The 24070-nt window shown below is 50.6% G+C and carries 10 protein-coding genes; 2 read left to right on the top strand and 8 right to left on the bottom strand.

Translation table 11 applies throughout. The annotated features are described in order from the left end of the window. Positions 1-117 precede the first annotated feature (117 nt). On the bottom strand, positions 118-5448 hold the full coding sequence (locus tag ASG33_RS18925; RefSeq protein WP_056288956.1) for a S8 family serine peptidase: 5331 nt from the start codon (positions 5446-5448) through the stop codon (positions 118-120). A 190-nt stretch (positions 5449-5638) separates the two neighbouring features. Between ASG33_RS18925 and ASG33_RS18920 the strand changes: the two genes are divergently transcribed. Next, positions 5639-7219, top strand: coding sequence for an ATP-binding protein (locus ASG33_RS18920; protein WP_082489316.1), 1581 nt, complete (start codon positions 5639-5641; stop codon positions 7217-7219). Between the two features lie 42 nt (positions 7220-7261). Here ASG33_RS18920 and ASG33_RS18915 read toward each other — a convergent pair whose 3' ends face one another. From ASG33_RS18915 to ASG33_RS18885, 7 genes are all read right to left on the bottom strand, one after another. Beyond that, a complete protein-coding gene (locus ASG33_RS18915) occupies positions 7262-9661 on the bottom strand; it encodes an ABC transporter permease (protein WP_056288948.1) in 2400 nt (799 codons plus the stop codon). A 134-nt stretch (positions 9662-9795) separates the two neighbouring features. Continuing rightward, positions 9796-11133, bottom strand: a complete 1338-nt coding sequence (locus ASG33_RS18910) for an alginate export family protein (RefSeq protein WP_229238736.1) — start codon at positions 11131-11133, stop codon at positions 9796-9798. 65 nt (positions 11134-11198) lie between these two features. Next, on the bottom strand, positions 11199-12713 hold the full coding sequence (locus ASG33_RS18905; protein WP_056288946.1) for a sulfatase: 1515 nt from the start codon (positions 12711-12713) through the stop codon (positions 11199-11201). Positions 12714-12719: 6 nt separating this feature from the next. Further along, a complete protein-coding gene (locus tag ASG33_RS18900) occupies positions 12720-14564 on the bottom strand; it encodes a sulfatase-like hydrolase/transferase (protein ID WP_056288942.1) in 1845 nt (614 codons plus the stop codon). Beyond that, a complete protein-coding gene (locus ASG33_RS18895; RefSeq protein WP_082489315.1) occupies positions 14564-16018 on the bottom strand; it encodes a sulfatase in 1455 nt (484 codons plus the stop codon). Before ASG33_RS18895 ends, ASG33_RS18900 begins: the two co-directional genes overlap by 1 nt. Before the next feature lie 45 nt (positions 16019-16063). Continuing rightward, the gene (locus ASG33_RS18890; RefSeq protein ID WP_056288935.1) at positions 16064-17521 is read right to left on the bottom strand and encodes a RagB/SusD family nutrient uptake outer membrane protein; all 1458 of its coding nucleotides are present in this window, start codon (positions 17519-17521) and stop codon (positions 16064-16066) included. Between the two features lie 18 nt (positions 17522-17539). Then, complete coding sequence (locus tag ASG33_RS18885; RefSeq protein ID WP_056288933.1) at positions 17540-20659, bottom strand: TonB-dependent receptor; 3120 nt, start codon at positions 20657-20659, stop codon at positions 17540-17542. A gap of 282 nt (positions 20660-20941) precedes the next feature. On the opposite strand from ASG33_RS18885, the gene ASG33_RS18880 reads away from it, so the two are divergent. Beyond that, positions 20942-24067 carry a TonB-dependent receptor gene (locus ASG33_RS18880; protein WP_082489314.1) on the top strand — a complete coding sequence of 1042 codons (3126 nt, stop codon included), beginning with the start codon at positions 20942-20944 and terminating at the stop codon, positions 24065-24067. Positions 24068-24070 lie beyond the last annotated feature (3 nt).

Genomic DNA, 24070 nt, shown 5'->3' with positions numbered 1-24070 from the left:
AATTATCATTTAAATGTTTGCATCTGAATGCCAATTTATGCCCTTTGGGCGAAAGAATCCGGCTCTGCCCGCATTAAAAGCAGATTTTCTGTAATGGGTTTGTCCACGCACGTCTCGCTACTCCTTCATGACTCTAAGCCGCACTTCTCCTTCGTTTGATTTAACATTGAGCAGGTAAAGGCCGCCAGGCAGGTCTGGTGTCCCGAGCTGAATATCCAGAGCAGATGTAACTTCCCGGAATTTCATTTGCTTGCGAACTTTACCCGAGAGATCAATCACTTCGATCTCAACAGGTCCTTTTACTACGCCCTGCGGTTCAAGCCTGAAAATGTCCCGTGATGGATTCGGGAAGATGCGCCATGCTGTTGAAGTATTAAAAATCACTGCCCGCACCGAGGAAAATTCAAAGCTACCGTCGACATCAACCATTTTCAAACGATAATAATGTGTGTTGTTTAAGGTGGATTTGTCGTCAGCGAAAGCGTACTGCTGCACACCCGGCATTGCTTTGCCTTTCACGATGCCAAGATCAGCAAATAATCCCTTTTTTGCGTTTTCCGAACCTACTGCCACCTGGACTACAAAGTGACCGAACGCCTTCTCCTCAGCAGTCGCCCATTTCAACTGGACGGCCGTATGCTCCCCTGAATGGATTTTTTCTGCAGTAAAACTGATCAGCTCGGCAGGCAAAGGCGTGCCCGTACCAATATAGCTTTTCGCCAGCCAGAATTCCGAAAAAGTCTTTGTTTCAAATTCGAGATAATACCCGTTCCGATAGGGGACTTTTTTGACTTTGTCAGCAGGAAAATAGTCCCATCCTTCATTTGCATTGTTGCCCAGATCTCCATCCTGATTTGGGCCCGCGTATTTCGTCAGGCTCAGGTCGTAAACGGATGCGGGCTTGACCAGGTCCGGGTATGCTGTGTCAGTTACCAGTCGCTCGATGGTCGTCTCCGGAAGGTACAACCGGACACCAACGGGATTATCAAGATCCGCATCCGTATTAATCACCCAATTCCTGTCAAGGATCAACTGATCTTTACTGAATTGCAACGCGCCCTCATTGAAATAAGTGTTAAGACCAATGCGCTCGGTGTTCTGCCCTCGGGGCTCGATCGCCATAGCGATCTTATCGTTAATGAAATAAGGAACCCATCCGCCATTGGATAAATAGGAAGGACCCATATCGAATGTACTAGAACTACCATCATAGATATGGTAGGGCATGCTGTAAATATGAACGTCGTCAATGACGATATTCCGTTTGGCAACATTACTGTTTGTTTTAATAACAAAACGGAGCCGCAAATTGGATTGGTAAGGCAAAGTAGTCGTAAATACGCGCCATCCGGTTGCTACTTTTCCGCTCCAATGACCAAGTCCATCTTTTTGCTGATTATACCAATTTGTCCCATCTCCATTGGTACCCACCCGGTACCATCCGTATCCCGAATTGTACTCTAAGTACAGCATATCACAAGCATTCCCATCGCAATCTTCCATATCTATTTTCGCGCTGAAACTCAGGTGCAACGGATACGAGTTCATATTAAAGCAGGGGGAGTACAGATAGGATTCGCTGTTGCTGCCGGCACCTTCGGGGTCTGTCTTCCATGCATTATTTCCACTTCCGGCTACACTTTCCCCGGTTGCTTCGGGCGTGACAAACTGCCACAATGAATGGTCTCCCTCTGTGAACCACCCGCCGTTACCCAGCTCAAAGTTTTCCAGGTGCGTGTTGTCAATGGAGATTGTTGCTGCTGTAAAGAGCTCAACTTCCAGGGTATCATTTGCCCGGTTAATGTCGGATCCTTTGTCTGACCAAACTCTGACGAGGTGCTTTCCCGATGTATAAATCTCAGTTGGGTAATACAATCTCACCACAGTGCTATCACCCTTTCTGATGATATCAATGGTATGTTCGGAAACTTTACCATCAACGGACATTTTGACCGGGACATTGACATTATTGTCGCTGCCGTTATTCCTCAACACTACGTCGAGCGACGCAGGAGCGGCAGATTCACAAGGGGATACCGGAGGCACATGCAACCGGACGAGCTCGACATCGCTGGTCGTTTTGAACAACTTAATATTGTCAACGATAAAACCATCCTCCGGGTAGGTATTGAATGCCTCGGCTGCCCATCTGACCTGAAACCCGGCTGAGAAATCCTGTCCGTTAGTTCGAAGCAATGGGGTAACATCGACAGACACCAGCTTGAACCAATCCTCAAACTCGCCGTAGGTCCCGGCATCGCGGACATAGGCCAGGATCCAGGGATCATTGCCGCCGCCGCGAATGTACACCCTGTTAAAGTCGTGGTAGTAGGAGTATGAATATTGGTGTCTGAAAGTAAGCCTCACTTCGTCATCCTGTACGTGATAATCTGACAGGTTATAAGTTCCTTCCAAATAGCTCCGGACTTTTTCAGTATCGTTACGCGTTTTGTCGAGGATAAATGCGACCTGTGTTGATGACCATATCTTTGAACTATCCGCTGTCCTAAGCCGGCCTTCACCGTTTACCCTGATAAAATCATACTCCCCCGCACCTTGAAGTGCCATTCTGGTTTCGCGGACATCCATTGCAGGAAGAGAGCCGGCATGATGTACATAAGGTAATACCACTTTTGGATTCGGTAATTGCCTGAGACCAATTGCAAGAGAATCATTTTCTTGCACTGGATCACCGGCAAGTCGGAGGCGCACGAGTAATGTACCCTCGTGCAGGGAAGCCAGATCCGCCTTTTTCTGAAAAGTGTAGTCAGCACTTGCCAGTGCTGCCAGCGGCGTATTCACAGTTTCCCAATGCATTGCTCCCCCCAGTGAGTAACCCACTTCATAAGGTCCCGCCTGCGGCTGATCGTCGAGGTTTTTGATCCGTATCTGAATGGAATGCTCGGGTAAGTAGGCGGCGTAGGTAAACTTTCTGGCATTTGGAAGCGGAGAGAGTACGGCTTCCAATTTAAGATTATTGTCAGAGATACTTCCTGCGCAGGTACCCGAATCCGGTTTTCTGATAACGGCAAACGAGCGTCGCCCGGGCACCTGATCTTTTCGCGCCCTGACTGATACATAATAAACAGAGTCCAGCGAAAGTCCTGATAAGGTGTATTTCAATGCATTTGTAATTGCAGCCGACTTCATTTCGCCACCGAGTGAAAACATCACTTCATAATCAGAAGCCCCGTTCACAGCATTCCATTGTAATGCAATGTACCCTTCACATTGTGCAGATTGAAGTGTGACGGAAGGGACGCCGATGATAGCAAAAGCGCCGCTCACGTTGCTGCTGCCGTTCCGCTCTATTTTTACCTTTGCCTTGCCCGTTGCAGCATCCGGCACTGTCCAGGGCAATTGACGCTGGTCTGCTGCAACATTGGCATTCAGCGTTGTCCAGGCCGCTCCGTCATTCAGTGAGTACGACACTTTGAAAGTGCTGGTCGCATCTCCGTAAGACTCCCAGCATATATTAAGTGCATCACCTTTCGTCAAATGCTCTCCTGCCAGCGGGTAGGTGAGAGTCAGTGACGGTTCTATCACATCGTAAACAATGAAATATTCCTGTACCCCCTGCGGGATCCTTGTTGCCGCAACTTCAACTGTATAGGTTCCCGGCGCGGGTGCATCCACGAAAATCTGCTCGATATTATTTAACGAATCAATGCCCGACTTAGCCGCCGCTGTCGGGTCCGCTGCCGAAGGAAAGACTGGCCGCATTTTGGTGTTGTCGGGTCTGATAACGGATAAATCCAGGTTGTTTACCAATGCACTTCCGCCCGCGAGTACAGATGGTGCGGGATCATTCCAGTAAATGAGCACCTTCAATTTGGCGGTATTTGCCGGAACAACGATCTGGTGGGTATTCGTGACAGCATGCGTGACGGTACCGGAGAAGAAATGGCCTTTGTCCAGAATGGTAACCGAGCGCAGCAGGTTCATGAGCCCAAACCCGTAGGTATAGTCTGGCCCCGGCAAGCCCTGGTCAGAGGCACCATTGGTAATCAGCGCCTTCATCAATGCATTTTTAGGATTTTGGCCCTGATTCAGCTGCCGGTACCGCTGGTAAAGTAAAGCCGCTCCACCGGTAACAGCCGGTGTGGCCATGCTCGTACCGGAAGCACTTTGGTACGTGTTGCCCGGTATCGTTGAAAAAATGGCGCTTCCCGGCGCAGTAATTTCCGGTTTGATCCGTCCATCTGCGACCGGGCCTTTCGATGAAGTTGGGTTAATGAGCAAGTTTGCCTGTGTCATGCCCACGGTCAGCACGTTTTTAGCGGACTGAAAAGTACCAAGAACGGTACCGTAACCCGCCGGCGACACCTGACAGTTTGTTTCCATGCCACTATTCCCGGCAGCAAAAATATGTTGCAAATGCGGGAGTTCGAAAGCTTGTTGATCCAGTATGGGTGAGTCATAAGTGTATGTGCCAAACGTGCCGCAACCACTTCCGCCCGGGTAGGTATTGCTGGTAACTACCATGCCGTAATCCCGCACAAACTCAGGAGCGTTAAACACGATGTCGGACCTGCGACGGAATACAATTTTGGATTGCGGAGCATACCCTTTGTACTTCTCGTTGAGCAGTCCTGACCCGGCGGCGATCCCACCCACATGTATCCCGTGCCAGGTATTGTTAAGCATATCATAATTGATCACTCGGCGCCCGATGTCCGGATGGAGCAAAGGATTGGAATCATCACCCAGACCAAGCACAACACCCTCGCCTGTCAGCTGGTACCCCAGGAGTGCTGTTGAACCCAGTACATTCGCTTTGGTGCTTGCTGTACTTTTATCATTCAGCATTTCGGAAGGCGGCTGGACTGGCGCAAGATATTGTACCCAGGGAAATGCAGCAAGGTGCTGTAAACTATCTTCGGAGACTCTTACTTCAAGGAGCTGGTAAGATTTCAATTTGTCAGAAAGCACCTCAAAGCCGCTTTTCTGGATATCTCTGATCACCTCATCAAATGTAAAAGACCTTGCAAAGCTCAATGTCACATCCGCCTTCCCGGCCACTTTCTTGGCATGCTCAGGAATGAACCCCGGCTGCAGCAAAGGGTGAAGTATATCCTCGATCCCCAGCCTGAAGATGGCCCTTACTCCCGCTTTTTCAAGTACCTCCCTGTTGATCCGTGCTGTTACTGTAGTTGTATACGCGTAGTCGGGAATGTAGTCCAGCACTTCAATCCCGTTACTTTTTAGATAGGATAAAACGGTTTCACCAGGAATGCTATCAAACTGGATAATCATCAGGAATTTGCCATTTTCCTGTTCCTGTAACCTGCGATTGTTGAATCCCATTTCGTCTGGAATACCTGCAGACAGAGACAGTACCCTGTTTTTAAGAAATAATTGCCGCTGCGCCAGATGCTGCGCAAAGATGCTGGTTGAACTGACTAATAGCAGGATCACCAGACAAGCTGTCCGTGTTTTTGACGTCATTCAAATGTAACTGATAGGGAAGAAGGGCGAAAATAGTCAAAAGAATATGGTCAGCGTGCAATTTGCCAGGTAAATAATTGGGAGTTACAATGGAGCCATTGAAGAATCGTATTCTTTTTTGGTACAAAATTTATAAGAGCCTGCGTGCCGACAAGTTGAAGACGAATACGACCTTAATCGCAGGCAGAATATGGAAATACAATCAATGTATGAACCAGAACCCGGACCACTTTCGGCCGAAGATTCTGTGGCCGTTGTGTCAGCTCTTGCGCAGGCAATCTGGGAGACTGATGGGAGGGGGAATGTTAATGCAGATTCGCCATCCTGGCGCGCATATACCGGGCAGACGCCCGATCAATGGCTGCAATCGGGTTGGTTGGCGGCAGTTCACCCCGCCGAGCAGCGCGACGCAGCAGCGGTATGGGAAGAGGCACTTGCGACAGGTCAGCCACTCAATGCGGGCTTTCGGGTGCAGCAGGCTGGCGGAGGATGGAAATTGACCAGTGTGAGAATGATACCTGTAAGTGGGGAAAAGGATACAATAGAGAAATGGATTGGTTGCCTCGTAGCTATTCCCGATCATAAAATATCCGGGGCAGCTGCAAAGCAGGAAAGTGAAGACCGTTTCGACATGTTGGTTCAGAACCTGCCCACCCGGGAGAGGCGCTCGGTAGAGGCATTGAGGGAATCAGAGGAAAGGTTGCGGATATTGGTAGAAAGTATTGTAGACCATGCGATCATTACGCACGATCCCGATGGGATTATCACCAGCTGGAACTCGGGCGCGCAGCATATTTTTGGCTACACCGAAACAGAAGCAGTCGGCCAGCCCGACGCACTTATATTCACGGAACAGGACCGCATTGACGGTGAGCATGAAGAGGAGCGGGCTACTGCCTGGCGCGAAGGCCGGGCACTCGACGAACGTTACCACAAGCGGAAAGACGGATCACTCGTGTATCTGTCGGGTGTGATGGCGCCGCTCTATAATCCTGATAACAAACTCATCGGGTTCGTCAAGGTAGCCCGGGATCTCACTCAGAGAAAGCAGATGGAACTTGCGCTCCGGGAGGCCGACCGGCGTAAAGACGAATTTATGGCGATGCTGGGACACGAACTCCGCAACCCGCTCGCGCCGATCCGCAATGTAATTCATATCCTCAAAATGACCCACGGCCATGATCAATCCCTGACTTCGTCACTTGAAATGTTGTCGAGGCAGGTGGACCACATGGTTCGGCTGGTCAATGACCTGCTCGATATGACGCGGATTGTCAAAGGTAAAATTGCTTTGCGCCCTGAGCCAATCGACCTGGTAGCAGTCACCACCCGGGCCATTGAAATGTCCCGGCCGATGTTTGATTCCGCTAACCGCGTACTGACTGTCGACCTGCCGGATCACGCGATTTTTATCAATGGGGATATCACGCGAATTATGCAGATCATCAATAACCTGCTCAACAACGGCGCTAAATTCACCCTGCCCGCCGGGCATGTTCACGTGCGCGTGGCGCAATGGGGCGATCAGGTGATGATGCAGATTCAGGATGATGGATTAGGGATCTCCGGAGAACATCTCGAAGATATTTTCGAAACATTTTATCAGATTGACGTGGCCATTGACCGCTCTCAGGGTGGACTGGGGCTCGGATTGTCAATGGTAAAACAACTGGTAGAGCTACACGGCGGCGACGTGCAGGTAAGCAGCCCGGGTCTTGGACTGGGAACTACATTTACTGTCACATTCCCGGCGATCGTGCCGGACAGGTAGCTTCGCAGCACGATCGCGGAATGTGTATCGGGTGATCAAATGCTATTCTGCACGCAGGTATTTCACCGGGTTCGCCGATGCGGCTTTCAACGCGTGTCCTATCACGGTCGCAATGGTTATAAATGCCATAAGCCCCAATGTCGCGAACAACAACCACGCACTAAGCTGAATGCGGTGCGCATATTGCTGCAGCCAGCCGGAGGTAAGCCACCAGCCAAGGGGAGCAGCCAGCAGGAAGCCGACTACAAGCAATCGCGCAAACTCCTTCCCGAAAACCCAGAGTAACTGCTCTGTACGCGCACCCAGCACCCGACGTACGCCGATTTCCTTCGCCCGCTTTTCAGCCATAAATGTGATCAAACCGTAAAGTCCGAGACAGCTTGTGGCCACGGCGATTAATGCGAAAATCTGCACAAAACCCGCAAGCAGGCGCTCCATTCTGGTAAATGAATTCAGCAGGTCATTCAGCAGGTCGGATTTATAGATCTGGTCGGGTAGCGTCTCGTCCCAGGCTGCCTGGATGCTTTGTTCGGTACCTGCCGGATATTTGGGAGAGAGCGTAAGTACGGCCATTGCGGTATGCTGCAAATCGTGGATCAGGGTTACAGGCAGTATCGGCTGGTGCAGGTCGCCGGAGCGGAAATCCTTCACAACACCTACAATCGTGCGGTCACCATCTTTCACGCGCATTCTTTTACCAATCACCGCGCTCACCGGCGATACGCCAAGCTGCCGCACCAGCGTTTCGTTCACCATCACTTCCTGAGCGGCTGTGTCACTTACATTGAAGTTACGCCCTGCAACGAGCGACAACCCAAAAGTGGACAGGTAATTTTCATCTGCTGCGCGCACTCTTGTTTCAAATGCTTCCGGCTCGGTAGCAATGTGATAGCTAAACGGGATGGGTCTGTTGTAAGGGGATACCGGCGGATCGCTTGCGAATGTAACAGCTTCTATCCCTGGTACATTCAGCCAGGTTTCGCGCAATTGGTCGCGCGGTACACTGCCTTGCTGCGGCAGCCACACCACGCGGATGTTATCGTGCCGAAAACCCCAGTCCACTTTCCGCATGTGCCGGAGCTGGGCTGTGATCACCAGCACGATGATCAGGAAAAGCTGTGTCAGCAGAAACTGCCCGGTGATCAGTGTACGCCTGACGGTGAAGCCGCCTTTTGCACGCGTAAGCTGACCAGCCAGCGCCTTGGCCGGATCGAAACCGGACAAGATCCAGGAAGGATACAGCCCCGCGAGCAGCATCACACCAAGCACCAGCGCACCAAACCAGAGCAATGCGCCAGGCTCCAGCAAGTGAAGAATGGAAATATCAGGATGAAGCGTTTGATCCTGATCGGTGAGGGTCTGGTTGACAAGCGGCATCGCCATTTGCGTAAGCAGCAATGCAAACAACACAGCCGCGACCGTGAGCAATGCAGTTTCGAGCATAAATTGTCTGAGCAGCTGAAATCTGTTGCTACCCACCACTTTGCGCACACCCACCTCACGCGCCCGCTGTAATGCCTGTGCGGTAGCGAGGTTGATATAGTTAATGCAGGAAGCAGCCACCAGTAACAAACCCACCGCCATCAATGCATACAGGACCGGCCGCGGCGCCATTCCGCTGCGTTCATGATTGAGGTCTTCCAATGGAAAAACGTGGTAAGCGAAATTTGCAGCTTCTTTGGCCGGCAAATGCTTCTTGCGCACTGCATCCAATGCGCCTGTAAGCTGCTGTTTTCCGGTACCGTCGCGCAGCAGCACAAAACACATACTTTGAAGTCCCTGCCAGTCCAGCAGCGCCTTGGGCGATTCCAGACCTGAAATACTCGCGTAGGATACCAGTGCATCGTAGCGCAGCTGGGTATTGGAAGGCGGGTTTTTGATAATGCCCGTTACGGTAAGGTCTACACGGTTGTCCAGCCGCAATGTGCGTCCCAGCGCCCGCTTTGTGTTGAAGTACTTTTCGGCATATCGCTCGCTGAGTACGATCGTGTTGGGCGACGCCAATGCGGTTTTGCGATCGCCGCTCACCCATTCCACACCAAACAGATCAAAATACTGGGGCTCGGTGAAACACATATTGCGCGCTTCGCTAAACTTCTTTGCAGCTCGTCCCTTTTCGTTGGGAACGCTGATCGTCCGCCCGAAGAAAGTTTCCAGTCGCACCGCGCTTTCTACGAAGGGATAGTCCCTGCGCAATACCTCTGCCAGCGGGCGGGGCGCTGCGTCCGTTTGCATGACGGACTCCCGTTTTACGTCAGTCACCACCCAGTAAGACCGGTCCATGTGAGGATGGTACCTGTCGAAGCTCAGCATGTAATTCACTACTAAAAAGATAACCAGTCCGCTCGCGAAGCCAAGGCTCAGGCTGCCGATCCGGATCAGGTTGACCCGGCGTTCCCGCCACATCCGGCGCCAGGAGAGAGTCAGGTAATGAGAAAGCATAAGTGCAGTGTTCAGGTTGATATTTGATTTTATACCAAAATAAAATTTATATATAAATATACTTTATATATCAGATATTTTTATCCTGAATTACTGGCGTGCTGCGAAAGGGAACTATATATGCTGATAAGAAACTACTTCCATACGTGAAGCAGCCGTGGTGTGTAGGAAATAATCAGGTAGCTCCAGACAGGGATTTTGCTGGCGTCAGGTACTTTTTTCAGCAGCTCCATGCGTTTTTCCGCGAATGTAAATGAGAAGCCGTAGATGATTTCCAGGTTCTTAACAGGTTTGTAATTGAGAGAAAGATCACTCTCGAAGCCGAGGTATTTGCCTGCGAGCTGGTCGCCGAGTTTTGGAAGGGAATGTTGTGCGTAGAAAAGATGTGCATCGGCGCGAAAAGACAACTTTTTGCCCGCCTGGTGAATAATAAAGAGATAGGGATTCAGCAAACCTTTTTCATTCACATCGGCAGGAAAGCGGGTAAACAGGTTCATATTTCCCATGAATTTCCACGCCACTCCGTAAAGCGGCACAAAGGAGTGGGACACCGACAGGGGAGTGCCTGCCTTGTCGCCGCTCAGTACCTCGGCGCCGAGCCGGAATGCGGTTCTGGCTGCATTGATGCTGATTTCGGGCTGGATATAGTAAGCCCGGATCTGTTTGTTGCTGGCTGTGCGCCCGTATTGATAACACGCATTGACAGTCCCGTAGAGCCAACCGCGCGCATATTCCACCCGCCCGCCATTGGTTACACGTTGATAGTACTGCTTCGCCTCAGCCGGTTTTTCAAATACATCAACTGCATTGATCGTGGTCAGCGTCAGCTTGTTTTTAAACTGATATTTAAGATGGTGAACTACCAGCAGCTTGTACTGATGGGACGAAACAGGTGAGTAAGCGGCTTCGAACCGTTTACTGTATGGTCTTGTGAATGCAACTGTGAGGTCGGTGTTCCATTTGCCAGCGTATAAAAACCGGATACCCTCATGCGACCGGCTCTGCTGACTCCACGGGGCTGCCGAAAATAACCTGCCGTTATCAAGCGATAAAGCCTGGCGGCCAATCCTGACCGAAAAGTTTTTGGCCAGTATCGGCTCGGCAAACAGCTCAAATGCATTGATCCCGCCCACGTGAGAAAACTTCCCGGCTTTGCCCCAAACGTGTATCTCCTGCGGAGATGCATGAAACCTGAAACGGCGGGTTTTGTAGTTGATGGTAAGTCTGTTACGCTGGGTGGTGTAAAGCTCCGGCATGACAGAATCCGCAGGGGATAGCATGAAATTGTCCCGGAACTCAAATCGCGGTCTTACTTCGAAATCAATCGTGAGCTCGCGCCTGAGCGTGTCGGCCGACTGTGCGGAAGCGCGAAGCACCGGGCCTGTAAACAGGATAAACAATACCAGATAACGCACCGGTTTTAATAGTGTAAAATCCTGTCGGATGTAGGTTAAGAGCCTGAAATTACGCAATTATTCAAAGTTCAAAGCTGAACTTACCCACGCAGGCCACTATTTTTTGTTTGGGTATAAGCTGATCAGTCGAGCCTGGGGAAATTACGGATCTCTCCATTCAGGCGCGGAAATGATTCGAGATAGTCGCCGTTCCCCATTTCCCGCGGATCCTTCGTAGCGAGCTGGTAGCTTTTAAGGTCATTTCTCAGTCGGCTCACTTCCCGAGTAAGCTTTTTATCATGAATCAGATTATTCAAACAGCCAGGATCTTTGATAACATCATAAAATTCTTCTGCCGGCCGCTTGTCAACTGCCAGGTGGAAAAACGGCGCGATCTCCGGTTTTTTCCAATCGCGGATCACGATATTATCGGCCGATTCGTCAATGTCGTGAAATGCAGTATTTACAGCTTCCAGCTTTCCATTTGAATCCAGTTTGGTGGGATCGCCCGCAGGCCAGCGTTCGGGTTTGTAGTTCCGGATGAAAAGGTACCGGTCAGTCCGAATGCTTCTTTGCGGATAACCCATATTGTTGTACCGGGAAGAGGAATGTCGCTCCCTTGATGCAAATGCCGCAATGCGTTGCCCCTTACCTGTTTTCAAAAGTGGTAGCAAGCTTTTGCTCTCCGTTGGGTAAGAAGGCGAACCTGCCTTTCCTACTTCCAGAAAGGTCGCATACAGATCCACCAGACTTACGATGTCCTTAGCCACCACACCCTTAGGGATCTCGTTGCCCCAACGCACCGCCAGCGGCACGTGAATGCCGTATTCATACACATTGGCCTTGGCGCGCGGGAATGACATTCCGTTATCGGCCGTCACAACGATCAGCGTATTATCCAGCTCCCCGGCTTGTTCAAGCTGCGCCATTACTTTCCCCAACTGCGTGTCAAACCATTGTATCTCATATAAATAGTCGAGCATGTCGCTGCGCACTTCAGGAACATCAGGAAGAAAAGGCGGCACCTGCACTTTGCCGATCTCAAATCCATTGGCTACGCCAATTCCTTTCTGGTAAGTCCGGTGTGGCTCGTGCGTACCCAGCCAGAAAAAGAATGGTTTGCCGGATTCTTTTTGTTCAAAAAAGTCTTTGAAGTTCCCGGCATAATCTACCTCCGAGATCCCTTTCGGGCTCTGTTGTTTTTTGGTCAGATATGCATTGCCTGCTGGATTTCTGTTTCTTCCCGAAGCTTTAAAATCACCGGGTCCCCAGCCTTTCCCCGTAAATCCCACTGCATACCCAGCCTTTTCAAGCAAGTCAGGAAAAACCTGGAACTCGGCGGGGAAGCTGCTGGCATGGGTGCCGGCCTCTTTGATCTGCCAACAGTTCAGTCCCGTCAATAAAGCCGCACGCGACGGACTACACCCCGGCGACGCTGCAAATGCATTGGTAAACAATATCCCTTCGCGGGCAACCCGGTCGAAATGAGGAGTGCGCGCAGCTTTGTCGCCGTAGGCGCCCGTGTGCGGGTAGGATTGGTCGTCTGAAATCACAAACAGGATATTGGGCCGCTTTTCAGCGGCCGGCTTGCTTCTGTTCGCAGCAAGACCAACCGCCAAAATCATCAGCAACGCAGCAAATACGTTGATCTTCTGCATACTGACTTATTTATTAAGCTGTTCCAGGATCTGTTTCGCCGCACGCACATCGTAGTCCGAATCCTTCTGGTTTTCCTTCAAAAGTGATTTTACATTGGCGACTGCAGGTTGCGCTTTCGCGCCGATTGTTTCGAGTACGTTCAATGCCTGCACCCGCGCCATCTGATTGCTGTCTTTGAGCGCTTCACTCAGCGTTTGTACAGGCTTTTCAGTCTCACCTAAGGCAAGCAGTGACTCAGCTGCGGCAATCCTCACAGCTATTTCAGGATCGCTGAGCAATGTAAGCAGCTTGCTTTTGGCAGGAGCCGCTTCATTTTTCAGGACAATTGTGCCTGTTACAGCCCAGTACCGCACCACCGGATCTTTGTCGCTCAACCGTTTGATAATTTCATTCAGCCTGGATTTGTCGCGTGAAGAAGCTATATCTGCTGTTTCCACCACTTTTTTTACATCATACTTCCCACTTTTGGCATAGTCAAAAAGCGGCGTGGTTTCGGAGATTTTACTTAGAAGCGCCTCGGGAATAAAACCTACATCTTTCGACTCGATCAGCCAGTTGTGGTTCACCTCCCGCAGTTTCGCCAGTGTACTTTTATACTTCGGATCAGTAGCCAGGTTGTGGATATTATGCGGGTCGTTTTCGATATCAAACAGCTCCTCAGCCGGTTTTTCCTGCCAGAATCTGGATTGATCTGCATTCAGTCGGCCTGCTTTAAACTCGGCTTCCCAGGAAGGCATCGAAGGCGCCTTCCACAGGTATTCCAAATGTTGCGCGTAGATTTTATGAGGGAGATAGTTGCGGATGTACCTGAATTTTTTGTCGCGGACAGTACGGGAAAGATCGGTACGCTCGTCCATTCTCCCGCGAAAACCGAATGCATAATCGCGTTCTTTCACCTGTTGTTTTCCCAAAAAGGCTTTGCCTTGCATATAGGCCGGTATATCCAGTCCCGCCAGACTCAAAATGCTCGGAGCGAAATCGAGGAATGTCACAATGCGGTCCGTCTGGCTGCCGGGCTTACCAGGCGCGAGCGGCGCGTACTTTTCAGGAACACGAATGATCAGCGGCACGCGCAGCCCGGATTCATAGACAAACCGCTTGCTGCGACCAAGGACACCGCCGTTATCCGCATAATAAAATACGATCGTATTTTCTGTCAAACCCTGTTCGTCAAGCTCTTTCAGCAGCGCACCAAACTGCCGGTCCATTTCCTCCAACTTATCGTAATACTGCGCCCAGTCGTGTTTCATTTCTTCGGTTTTCGGGTGGTATGGCGGCAATGGTGCTTTTTCAGGATCGTGTTTCAACTTTTCAGCTGGTACCGGCGTGTGAATGCTGCTTTCGTGCGAAACATTAAGATTGAACACTGCGAAAAACGGCTGGCCCGGTTTGCGGTTCCTGTAAGTAGCCTTTCCACTCGACTCGTCCCAAGCCTCCGTCTGATCGACCGTATTGTAATCCTTTTTAGCATTATTCGTCGTGTAATACCCTGCCTGGCGCAGGTACCTCGGGAAAAATTTCACGAAATCAGGGACTGGGTAAGTGCTCCGCATGTGCTCCGTGCCCATTGAAGGCGGGTACATGCCGGTAATCAGCGTAGATCGGGAAGGCGCGCAAACGGGCGCGGTTGCAAATGCATTTTTATACAATACACCCTGGGTTGCAAACTGGTCCAGATTGGGCGTACTGGCATATTTATCGCCATAAGCACCGAGAAGCGGACTGTTATCCTCACTCACGATCCAGAGAATGTTAGGCCTTTCCTGGCCGGGCCTGTCCTGTGCTCTGGCTGTTGGAAATGCCAGTATGGCGATAAGGAACAATATAGGTTTTTGAAAATAAGTTTTCATTAAAATGGGCCTTTTAGATGAATGTGATCTGCTTTTTTTGCGCCTCCCGGCATTTCGCCGCGTTTGTCTTTACTGGCTGTGGGTTCGCCGGTTTCACGGTCGTACCAGTCGGGCGTGAGGTTCGCCGGTTCCGTGTCGCCGGTTTCGTCCTGCCATTGTTTAAGCACACTGCGCAACTCGTTTATTTCAGTTGCATAAGTTTTGTTACCTGCCTCATTTTTGGTTTGAAGCGGATCTTTCCGGTTGTCAAAAAACTCCTCTGCCGGCCGCGGTTTGAGCAATGCGTCGTTTTGAAGGACGGTCAGCTTGCCGCTGGTCTTCGCCGCCTGCAGTGCTTTTGCCGAGGGACTCTGGTTTGCATCGATCGGCCCTCCATTGTCCCATTCAGGTCTTTTGTTAATGATATACAGGAAATCTTTACTCCGGACGGAGCGTTCGTAAGCTGCGTAATCGTGCCAGTTGTGTTCGGCAAAAACGTACTTGCGAAATGCCTTTTCAGGTGATTGAAACAATGCCGCAAAACTGGTACCCTGGATCGTTTCCGCGGTTTTTACGCCCGCCACTTCCAGCAGGGTAGGTGCAATATCAATGCTGCTGATCAGACTTTCACAAACCTGTCCCGCTTTGATCGCCGTCGGCCAGCTCACGATAAACGGCGTTTTTACACCCGCATCGTACAGTCGCGTCTTACTGCCGGGAAACGGTCTTCCGTTGTCGGCTGTGAAAATAATGAGCGTGTTCTCTGCAATTCCCTGCCTTTCCAGCTCCTGCCGCAACTCACCAACATACCTGTCCAGCCGTGCAATTTCATTGTAGTAAAAAGCCAGGTCCTCCCGCGTTTCCTTCGTATCCACGAGCGTGGGCGGAACAGCAATATCCGTTGCAGGATCGTGCTGAGGTCCGTCCGTCTTCGCCGACCAGGGCCGGTGTGCGTCAAAAGGTGCCAGCCAGAAGAAGAACGGTTTGTTTTTCGGACGCGCTTTCAGCAGGTTGTTCCACTGCAACTCGCCGCCTTCGCCGTTGGCTTTGCGGTCTACCAGCAGCGTATCGTAAGCCCGCCGCGTGTTCGGGCCTTCATGCCATTTCCCGACCAATGCCGAGAAATATCCCTGCTTTTTAAGCAGCTCCGGAAAATACTTTAAATGTGCCGGCAGAGGCGAATGCAACTCGGCAGCCCCGGTATTATGCGGATAACGCCCTGTAAGAATGCTGCTCCGGCTCGGACTGCATGAGCTCGCCGTGAGGTACATATTGGTAAACCGCAGCCCGTCTTTCGCGAGCTGGTCCAGGTTCGGTGTTTTGATCTTTTTATTTCCATAAGCCCCGATATCGTCCCAGCTGATATCGTCGCCGATAATGAAAATGATATTAGGCGCCTGCGCGGCAGCTGTTTGAATGCAGCTGCCGGCAAGTATCAAAACCATTAACAGACCCTTTGTAAGATGTTTTTTCAATGTAATGATCAGTTTAAAACCTGAAAACGGATGAAGACTGCTGGGTTAATAGTTGTTCTGCGTCAATCCCGGATTCACATCAATGGCGCTTTGCGGGATCGGGAACAGCAACTTGCTTTCGGCTATATTAAAACCTTTTGCCTTCAAAACTTCCACCGCACGGCCCGTTCGAACCAGATCAAAAAACCGGTGAAATTCAAAGCATAATTCGGTCCTTCTCTCATGTTCAATGGCGAGTGAAAGCGTGGAATATTTGGTAGGGTAGCCCGTTTTTCCATAACCTGGCAGCCCCGAGCGCTCACGTACCTGATTGAGGTAAGAAGCGTCGCCCGTGGCTTCGGAGTAGGAGAGCAGAATGTCCGCATACCGCACGATCTCCACATTCTGGCCGGGATAGCGCCAGTTAGGATCGTAGTATTTTTGGGTAAAAGGATATTTGACAAATGCGCCCGTTTCGAGATTCACATACCCGGGATATACCGACACATTCCTGCGAACCGAATCTGCTGTTTCAAATTCATTCGTCAGGTCCGGTGTGGGACTGTTCAACCCGCTGCCGCGGAAGGTTTCGTTGCTGCCCGGCAGGTGAAAAGCCCAGTGGTAAGGCGTATAAGTTTGCTGGTAATTGCTGTTCACGGCATTCTGTCCCGCCAGAAACTGCAATTCCAGGATCGATTCCTTTGAATTTTTGGTGCCCGGCGCAAAGTTGAATGCATAGTCGGCACTATTCACCTTTCCATCCTGATTGGCATCGAGCGAATAGGCATTGCTGTCGATGATCTCTTTCAGTTCCTTCGCTGCATTGGTTTTATCGCCAATGGTAAGGTATACCTTCGCGAGAATAGCGGCGGCGGCATATCTGGTTACCCTGCCCACATCTGCACCCGTGTATTTTGCTGGCAATGCAGCTTTACTGGCTTTCAGGTCGGCGATGATCTGCTGGTAGATCGTTTCCTTTTTCTCACGCAGGTACGTGTAGCTTTCATCGGCGCTCACCACTTTCAGTGGCATGGGAATATCGCCCCAAACCCGCACCATATTGAAATAAATCAGCGCGCGAATGAATGTAGCCTCCGCTTTCAGCCGGTCGTTCAATGCGGGATTGGTAAATTGCACCGTCGTTTTTTCAAGCTGTCCGATCGCATTGTTGCAGATGTAAATCGAGTTGTAGCTGTTGTTCCACGCAGTCTGGATCAACCCATTGTTAGGCTGGATCCTGAACGCTTTGATATCATCCTCAAATGTGGTCGCGCCGCCCGAAAATTCGATATAGGTATTGTCCGAGTAAAGCTCACCGTACAGATCCACCAGTCCGCTGGCTGCATAAGTGCGGTTCAGCTGCCGGTACACATCGTTCACAGCCTGCACGATCTGCGCCTCGGTCGTGTAAAAGCTTCCTTCCGAAAGCCGCGTTTCAGGATATTGGTCCAGCTCGCTTTCGCTGCACGAAACCACAGAGAACGCTGCCAGGAGGTAATATATAGGTTGTTTAAAAAGCTTCATGTTGTTGGTGGATTTGGGTTAAAAACCAATGTTGACGCCGAATGTGTAAACCTTCGCCGACGGATACGGAGAATGCGTTACGCCGCGTGCAGTGGCGCTCGTCGCGCTGCCATTGAAGTTCTCGGGATCAAAAATCGGCGCGTTTTTGTGTGTGAAAAGATTTTGTCCATTCACATAAACCCGAAGTGATTCCAGGTTCAGCTTGGAAAGAAGCGCAGATGGGAACGTGTAACCCGCAGTCAGGCTTTTAACCCGGAAATAAGAACCGTCCACGATCCAGTAACTCGAAGCCGTTTTCTCGTATCCGTCCAGGTCCACCGTCAATTTATAATGGTACCCATCGCCCGGCTCCTGTTCCGATCGCCAGCGGTTTGTCATTTCTTTATAGTAGTTCCTGCCTTCATGGTACAGCATCGAGCGGTGAATATTATTATCGTACACATCGCTGCCCTGTACGCCCTGGATCAGCACGCTGAGGTCAAAGCCTTTGTAGGTCAGGTTATTGGTAAAACCCCAGATGAAGTCCGGCGCATAATTGCCGATGATCGTCCGGTCTTTTGCATTCAGCACACCGTCGCCATTGATATCCACATACCGTCCGTCGCCAGGCTTGGCAGATGCGTAATGCGACGCGTCGGCATCAATCTGCGACTGGTTCATGTACACGCCGTCGTATTGATAACCGTAAAAGCTGAAAATCGGCTGGCCAACCTGGTTGATCGACTCCATTCCAAAACCCGGCTGGTAAATCATCGGCGCATTGTCTTTGCCCAGTGCAAGTACCTTGTTTCGGTTGCGCGAGAAGTTCAGCTGGGAGGTCCACCCGAGTGCGCCTTTGAGGTTATGTGTCGTTAAATTGAGTTCGAGGCCCTTGTTCTGGAGTTTGCCGATGTTTTTGAAAACACTGTTGAAACCGGATACGATGGGCACCGGCACATCCAGCAGCAGCCCGTCCGACTTGGAGATGTAGTAATCCGCTTCCAGCACGATCCGGTTGCTGAACAGGCCAAGATCAAGTCCCGCATTGAATTGCTGCGTGCGTTCCCATTCCAGGTCAGGGTTGGTAATGCTGCCCGGGTAGTAAGTAGTACCCAGGTTATTGCCAAAAGCCACTCTGCCCTGCGACATGGCGCCGATCCATTTGTAATCTGCAAAACGGTCGTTGCCGGTGAATCCGTAGCTCGCGCGGAGTTTCAGGTTGTTCAATGCTTTGACAGAGCTCAGAAAACCTTCGTCCGATACAATCCAGCCGCCGGAAACAGACGGGAACACGCCCCATTTGTTGTTCGGGCCAAAGCGCGAGGAACCGTCGCGCCGGATGCTCGCGGAGAGCAGGTACCTGCCTTTGAAGGTATAGTTCAGGCGTGAAAAATAGGAGATCAGGATACTCCTGTTTTTATCATCTTCTGCCTGAAAAACGGTCTTTCCGGCACTCAGCGCCTTGATCAGATCGTTGTCGTAGCCCCGCCGCTCCTGGTTGGTGTAGTAATATTCATTGTTGTTGTACTCCATTCCGGCAAGCGCAGAAAAGGCGTGTTCCTTGAACGTTTTGTCGTAGGTAAGCAGGTTTTGCGAGGTATAGTTGACGGTGCGCGACTGGTTCACGGTCATAATCCCTTCGGTATAGTAGGTAGGTCCGAGGTTATGGTCAACAGCCTGGTAATTGTTGTTGTCAATCCGGTTATAGAAGAAATTGAGCGATGATCTGAAACGCAAACCGGGCAGAAAATCGATCTGCGCGAATACATTTCCGAGGTTATTGAACTGCCTGTGCTGAATATCGTCCGTGATCTCATAAAGCGGGTGGCCGTTTTTAGGACGGAACAAAATCGCGTCGAACTTCTCAAAGCCGGGCGTATTGGCAGGCGCGCCAAGGTACCCGTTGTTCCCGTAAACCGGGTAAATGGTCGGGTACTGCACTGCCCATTCCACAGTCCGGTTGAAAGGCTCATTCTCGTGGTCGTAAGCCACATTCAGCATACCGCCCACTTGCAGCCACTTTTTGATCTGTGAATTGGCTTTGATGTTAAACGTGTACTTTTTGTAATCGGAAGTGATCACAATACCCTTTTGTTTCACATAGCCTGCGGAAACGATGAAGTTCGTTTTGGCATTCCCGCCGCTTGCATTCAGCTCGATCTTCTGCATGGGCGCCGTCCTGAAAACGACATCCTGCCAGTCCGTATCTTCGAGGTTTTCAGGATGATCAAATGCAGTGGGCCAGGTGTACTTATATTGTTTCCGGGCTTCGATCGTGTTGGGGGCAGCGGGGTCTCCGCCGCTTTCGATCCAGCCATTTTGCGCCGCGTCAATGGAAGCCTGTGCATATTCACGGGAGTTCATGACAGCAATGCGGTCAATCACTTTCTGGATACCGTACGAATAGTTTACATTAAACTTTGTCCTGCCTTCTTTGCCGCTTTTGGTCGATATCAGAATTACCCCATTTGCGCCGCGCGATCCGTAAATGGCCGCAGAAGAAGCGTCTTTCAATACTTCCATCGATTCAATATCGCCCGCACTGAGCAGGTTCAGATCGTAGTTGGGGATCGGCATTCCGTCGATCACAATCAGCGGTGAGCTGCTGGCCGAGACCGAATTAATTCCCCTGATCTGGATCGTGGAAGAAGTGCCCGGCCGGCCGTTGCTGGACAAAACCTGGACACCCGGGATTTTCCCGTACAAAGCCTGTCCAAGTTCCACAATGGCCCTGCTGGTAATTTCCCGGTCCATTTTGACCGAACCTACCGCGCCGGTCACGTCGCTCTTTTTCTGCGTACCGTAGCCTACAACCACGATTTCATTGAGCTGCCGGGTATCCACTTCGAGCGACACATCGATCGTGGAGCGACCATTCACAGGAATCTCGCTGGACCGGTATCCAATACCGGAGAATACCAGTACGCCGCTCTCAGGCGCCTGGATCTCGTACAGGCCACTGGCATTCGTAGTAGTGCCGCTGGTTGAATTCTTCAAAATCACATTGATCCCCGGTGCGCCGGACTGGTCAGTGGGGGAGGTGACTTTACCTTTAATGGTGAATGTTTGGGCGCTTGCGCCGAGAGAGGACATGATTGCCACCAGCAATACTGCCCAACGGGATCTGCCGATCCCGGTTGATGGTAGTTTTGTAACCATTTGTTTGGGTGAGTAAAAAAATAGTCAGAATAGCTGCGACTGGTGGTTAATGGCAGTACTCTATTAAGTTGATAGGCAAAATAAAGAACTTTGATGCAAAATCACAAATGTAGCTTGGTGCAGTCCAGAGTAAGTTTATTATGGTATGATGAAGTCTGCTATTTCCCACTCTTTTTAGCTATAAAACAATTTTAATAAAAACTTGAAAAATAGTAAGGGTGCTTTTTTCTGATTGACGTCACTGTGGGGTACATAGTGTATCTCTAAACCAAAAAAACCCTTATGAAAAAATCCTCTACGTGCATTCGGTGGGGAAGTCTTGCGGTACTGTCAGGTATCTGGCTGCTTCCCGGCTTTCAGATCGAGGCAAGAAGTGGCACCCTGACCAGAGTCAGGCATGAAGTGAAGGCAGCTGTCACGATTACCGGCAAGGTGACAGACGAAAAAGGCGCTGGATTGCCGGGCGTGAATGTGATTGAAAAAGGAACTTCCAATGGTACCACCACCAATCCCGACGGTGACTACACGATTACTGTTGCAGGCGCATCCTCAGTGCTTACATTCAGCTTTATCGGGTACGTATCTCAGGAAGCGACGGTAGACAACCGTACTGCGATCAGCATTCAGCTGGCGCCGGAAGACAAGTCGCTCGATGAGGTAGTTGTGGTAGGTTACGGAACGCAGAAAAAAGTGAATGTGACAGGGGCGGTATCTGCGATCCAGATCGACGATAAGATCACCAACCGCTCGCTCAGCAACGTTTCGTCCGGTTTACAAGGTTTGGTACCGGGACTTGCAGTAAACCAGAACTCTGGAATGGCAGGCCGGAACAACGCTTCCCTGGTAATCCGCGGGTTGGGTACGGTCAACAATGCGAGCCCGCTCGTAGTAGTGGACGGAATGCCCGATGTGGACATTAACCGGTTGAATATGAATGATATCGAATCGGTATCTATTCTGAAAGACGCTACTTCATCCTCTGTTTACGGTTCGCGTGCTGCAAACGGCGTTATCCTGATCACAACAAAATCGGGTAAAGGACAGGAAAAAGCGACGATCAATTTCTCGGGTAACTACGGCTTTCAGTCACCCACGCGTGCCTACGATTTCCTCGCTGATTATCCACGTACACTCACGCTTCACCAGCGTGCAGCGGCTGTGAATACCTTGCGTCAGAACTTCAACTTTAAGGACGGTACCATTGATCAATGGATGGCGCTGGGGATGATTGATCCCGTGGCTTATCCGAACACCGACTGGTGGGATGTGATCATGCGGACCGGTTCTGTGCAGAACTACAACCTGTCTGCTTCCGGCGGCGGCGACAAGTCCAACTTCTTTATTTCAGTTGGTTTGATGAACGAGAAGGGTTTGCAGATCAACAATGATTTCAAACGCTACAATGCGCGCTTCAACTACGATTACAAGATCCGTAAGAACATCAATACGGGTGTAAAATTCACGGGTAACTGGTCTAACATGACCTACGCGCTGGAAGACGGGTTCACAGACGATGATGCTTCCAACACAGCAGGGTTTGACATGCAGTTCGCCATTCCGGGTATCCTGCCTTATGATCCTACTACCGGTTACTTTGGTGGTGTAATGGCGTACAATGAAGATCCTCAGGCATATAACCCTTACACGCTGTACGTAAACCAGCTGAACAGGCAGAACCGCCAGGAAGCCAATGCGAACATGTACATCGACTGGACGCCGATCAAAGGCTTGACTGCGCGCCTGGATTATGCACTCAACTACTTCAACCAGTTCCGCTGGAATGCAGCGATGCCTAATCAATCGTACAATTTCCAGACGAATTCGTTTGGCAGCCGCGTGTATGTAGGACCTAATGCGGGCGTAGGTAATTTCACCAATACAGGTTATAAAACCTTGCTTAATGGCCGTTTGAACTACAATACTACGATTGCCAAGAACCATGAGATCGGGGCAATGTTTGTGTACAGCGAAGAATACTGGTACGATCGCTACCAGGCTACCTCTCGTAACGACAGGCTGCACCCTTCTTTACACGAAGTGGATGCGGCTTTGACGGATATCCAGTCAACAGGCGGTAACTCTTCTACGGAAGGTTTGCGGTCTTACATTGGCCGGGTCAACTATGCTGCATTCGACAAGTACCTGCTTGAAGTGAACTTCCGCTCAGACGGTTCTTCCAGGTTCCTTCCTGGCAGTCAGTTCGGCTTTTTTCCATCGGCTGCATTGGGCTGGCGGTTTAGCGAGGAGGCTTTTATCAACCAGTATACCAGCAGTTTTCTTACTAACGGAAAGATCCGCGCATCTTACGGAAGTCTTGGAAATAACAGCGGGGTAGGCCGGTTTGAGCAGCAGTCGACGCTGGGAGCGAGCAATTATATGGTCAATGGCCAAATTGTGAAAGGTTTTGTTAACCGCAAACTGGTGAACAAAGATCTGTCCTGGGAAACTACGAAAGTATTCAACCTTGGTCTCGACCTGGGCTTCCTGAACAACCGCCTTACTGCTGAAATCGATTACTACGATCGTCTGACCACGGGCATGAACCGTCCGTCAGAAATGTCGATCCTGCTTACAGGTGCTTACGACGCGCCGCGCAAGAACATCGGAAACCTGCGTAACAGAGGTATCGAAGGAAACTTCACCTGGCGTGACCGCAAAGGTGCTGTCAATTATACAGTGGCTGTGAATGCATCCTACAACCGTACGAACCTTGAATCGTGGAATGAGTTCTTGCCAAGAGGCTACACATTCCTGAACATGCCTTACCATTATTTGTACACTTACCAGGATCAGGGCATTGCGCAAACCTGGCAGGACGTGTACAATGCAACGCCGCAAGGCGCGTCGCCGGGAGATATCCTCCGGAAAGATACCAATGGGGACGGCAGGATCTCGGATGAAGACAAGGTAGCGTTCCCGAAGGTGCAGCGTGACCGCCCAACCACCAACTTTGCATTGAATGGTAACGTTTCGTGGCGCGGGTTTGACCTTACTTTCCTTTTGCAGGGAGCAGCGGGCAGAAAAGACTACTGGATCAACATCTACAACAACGTAAACTTCGGTGCGCAGCGGTACGCTTCTACGCCCGGACACTGGGATAACCCATGGTCTGTCGAGAACCGCGACGGCGCCTGGCCACGGCTCAGCGGTAATGCCAACCGGGAGGAAACTACTTTCTGGCTTGACAACCTGTCGTACCTGCGTGTGAAAAACATCCAGCTGGGCTACAACCTGCCGATCACGCTGACCAAAAAGCTTGGTATCAGTAACTTCCGCGTTTTTGCTTCAACTGAAAACCTGGCTACAATCACGAAGTTCCGTGGTCTTGATCCTGAGAAAGCCGGGAACAGAAGCGATGCCTATCCTTTGAACAAATCCTATTCAGTTGGTATCAACATAGGAATATAAAAG

Origin of the sequence: Dyadobacter sp. Leaf189 (assembly GCF_001424405.1) — a bacterium.
GTDB lineage: Bacteria > Bacteroidota > Bacteroidia > Cytophagales > Spirosomataceae > Dyadobacter.
The sequence above is the reverse complement of the archived record's forward strand: the minus strand, read 5'-3'. Positions and strand labels throughout refer to the sequence as shown.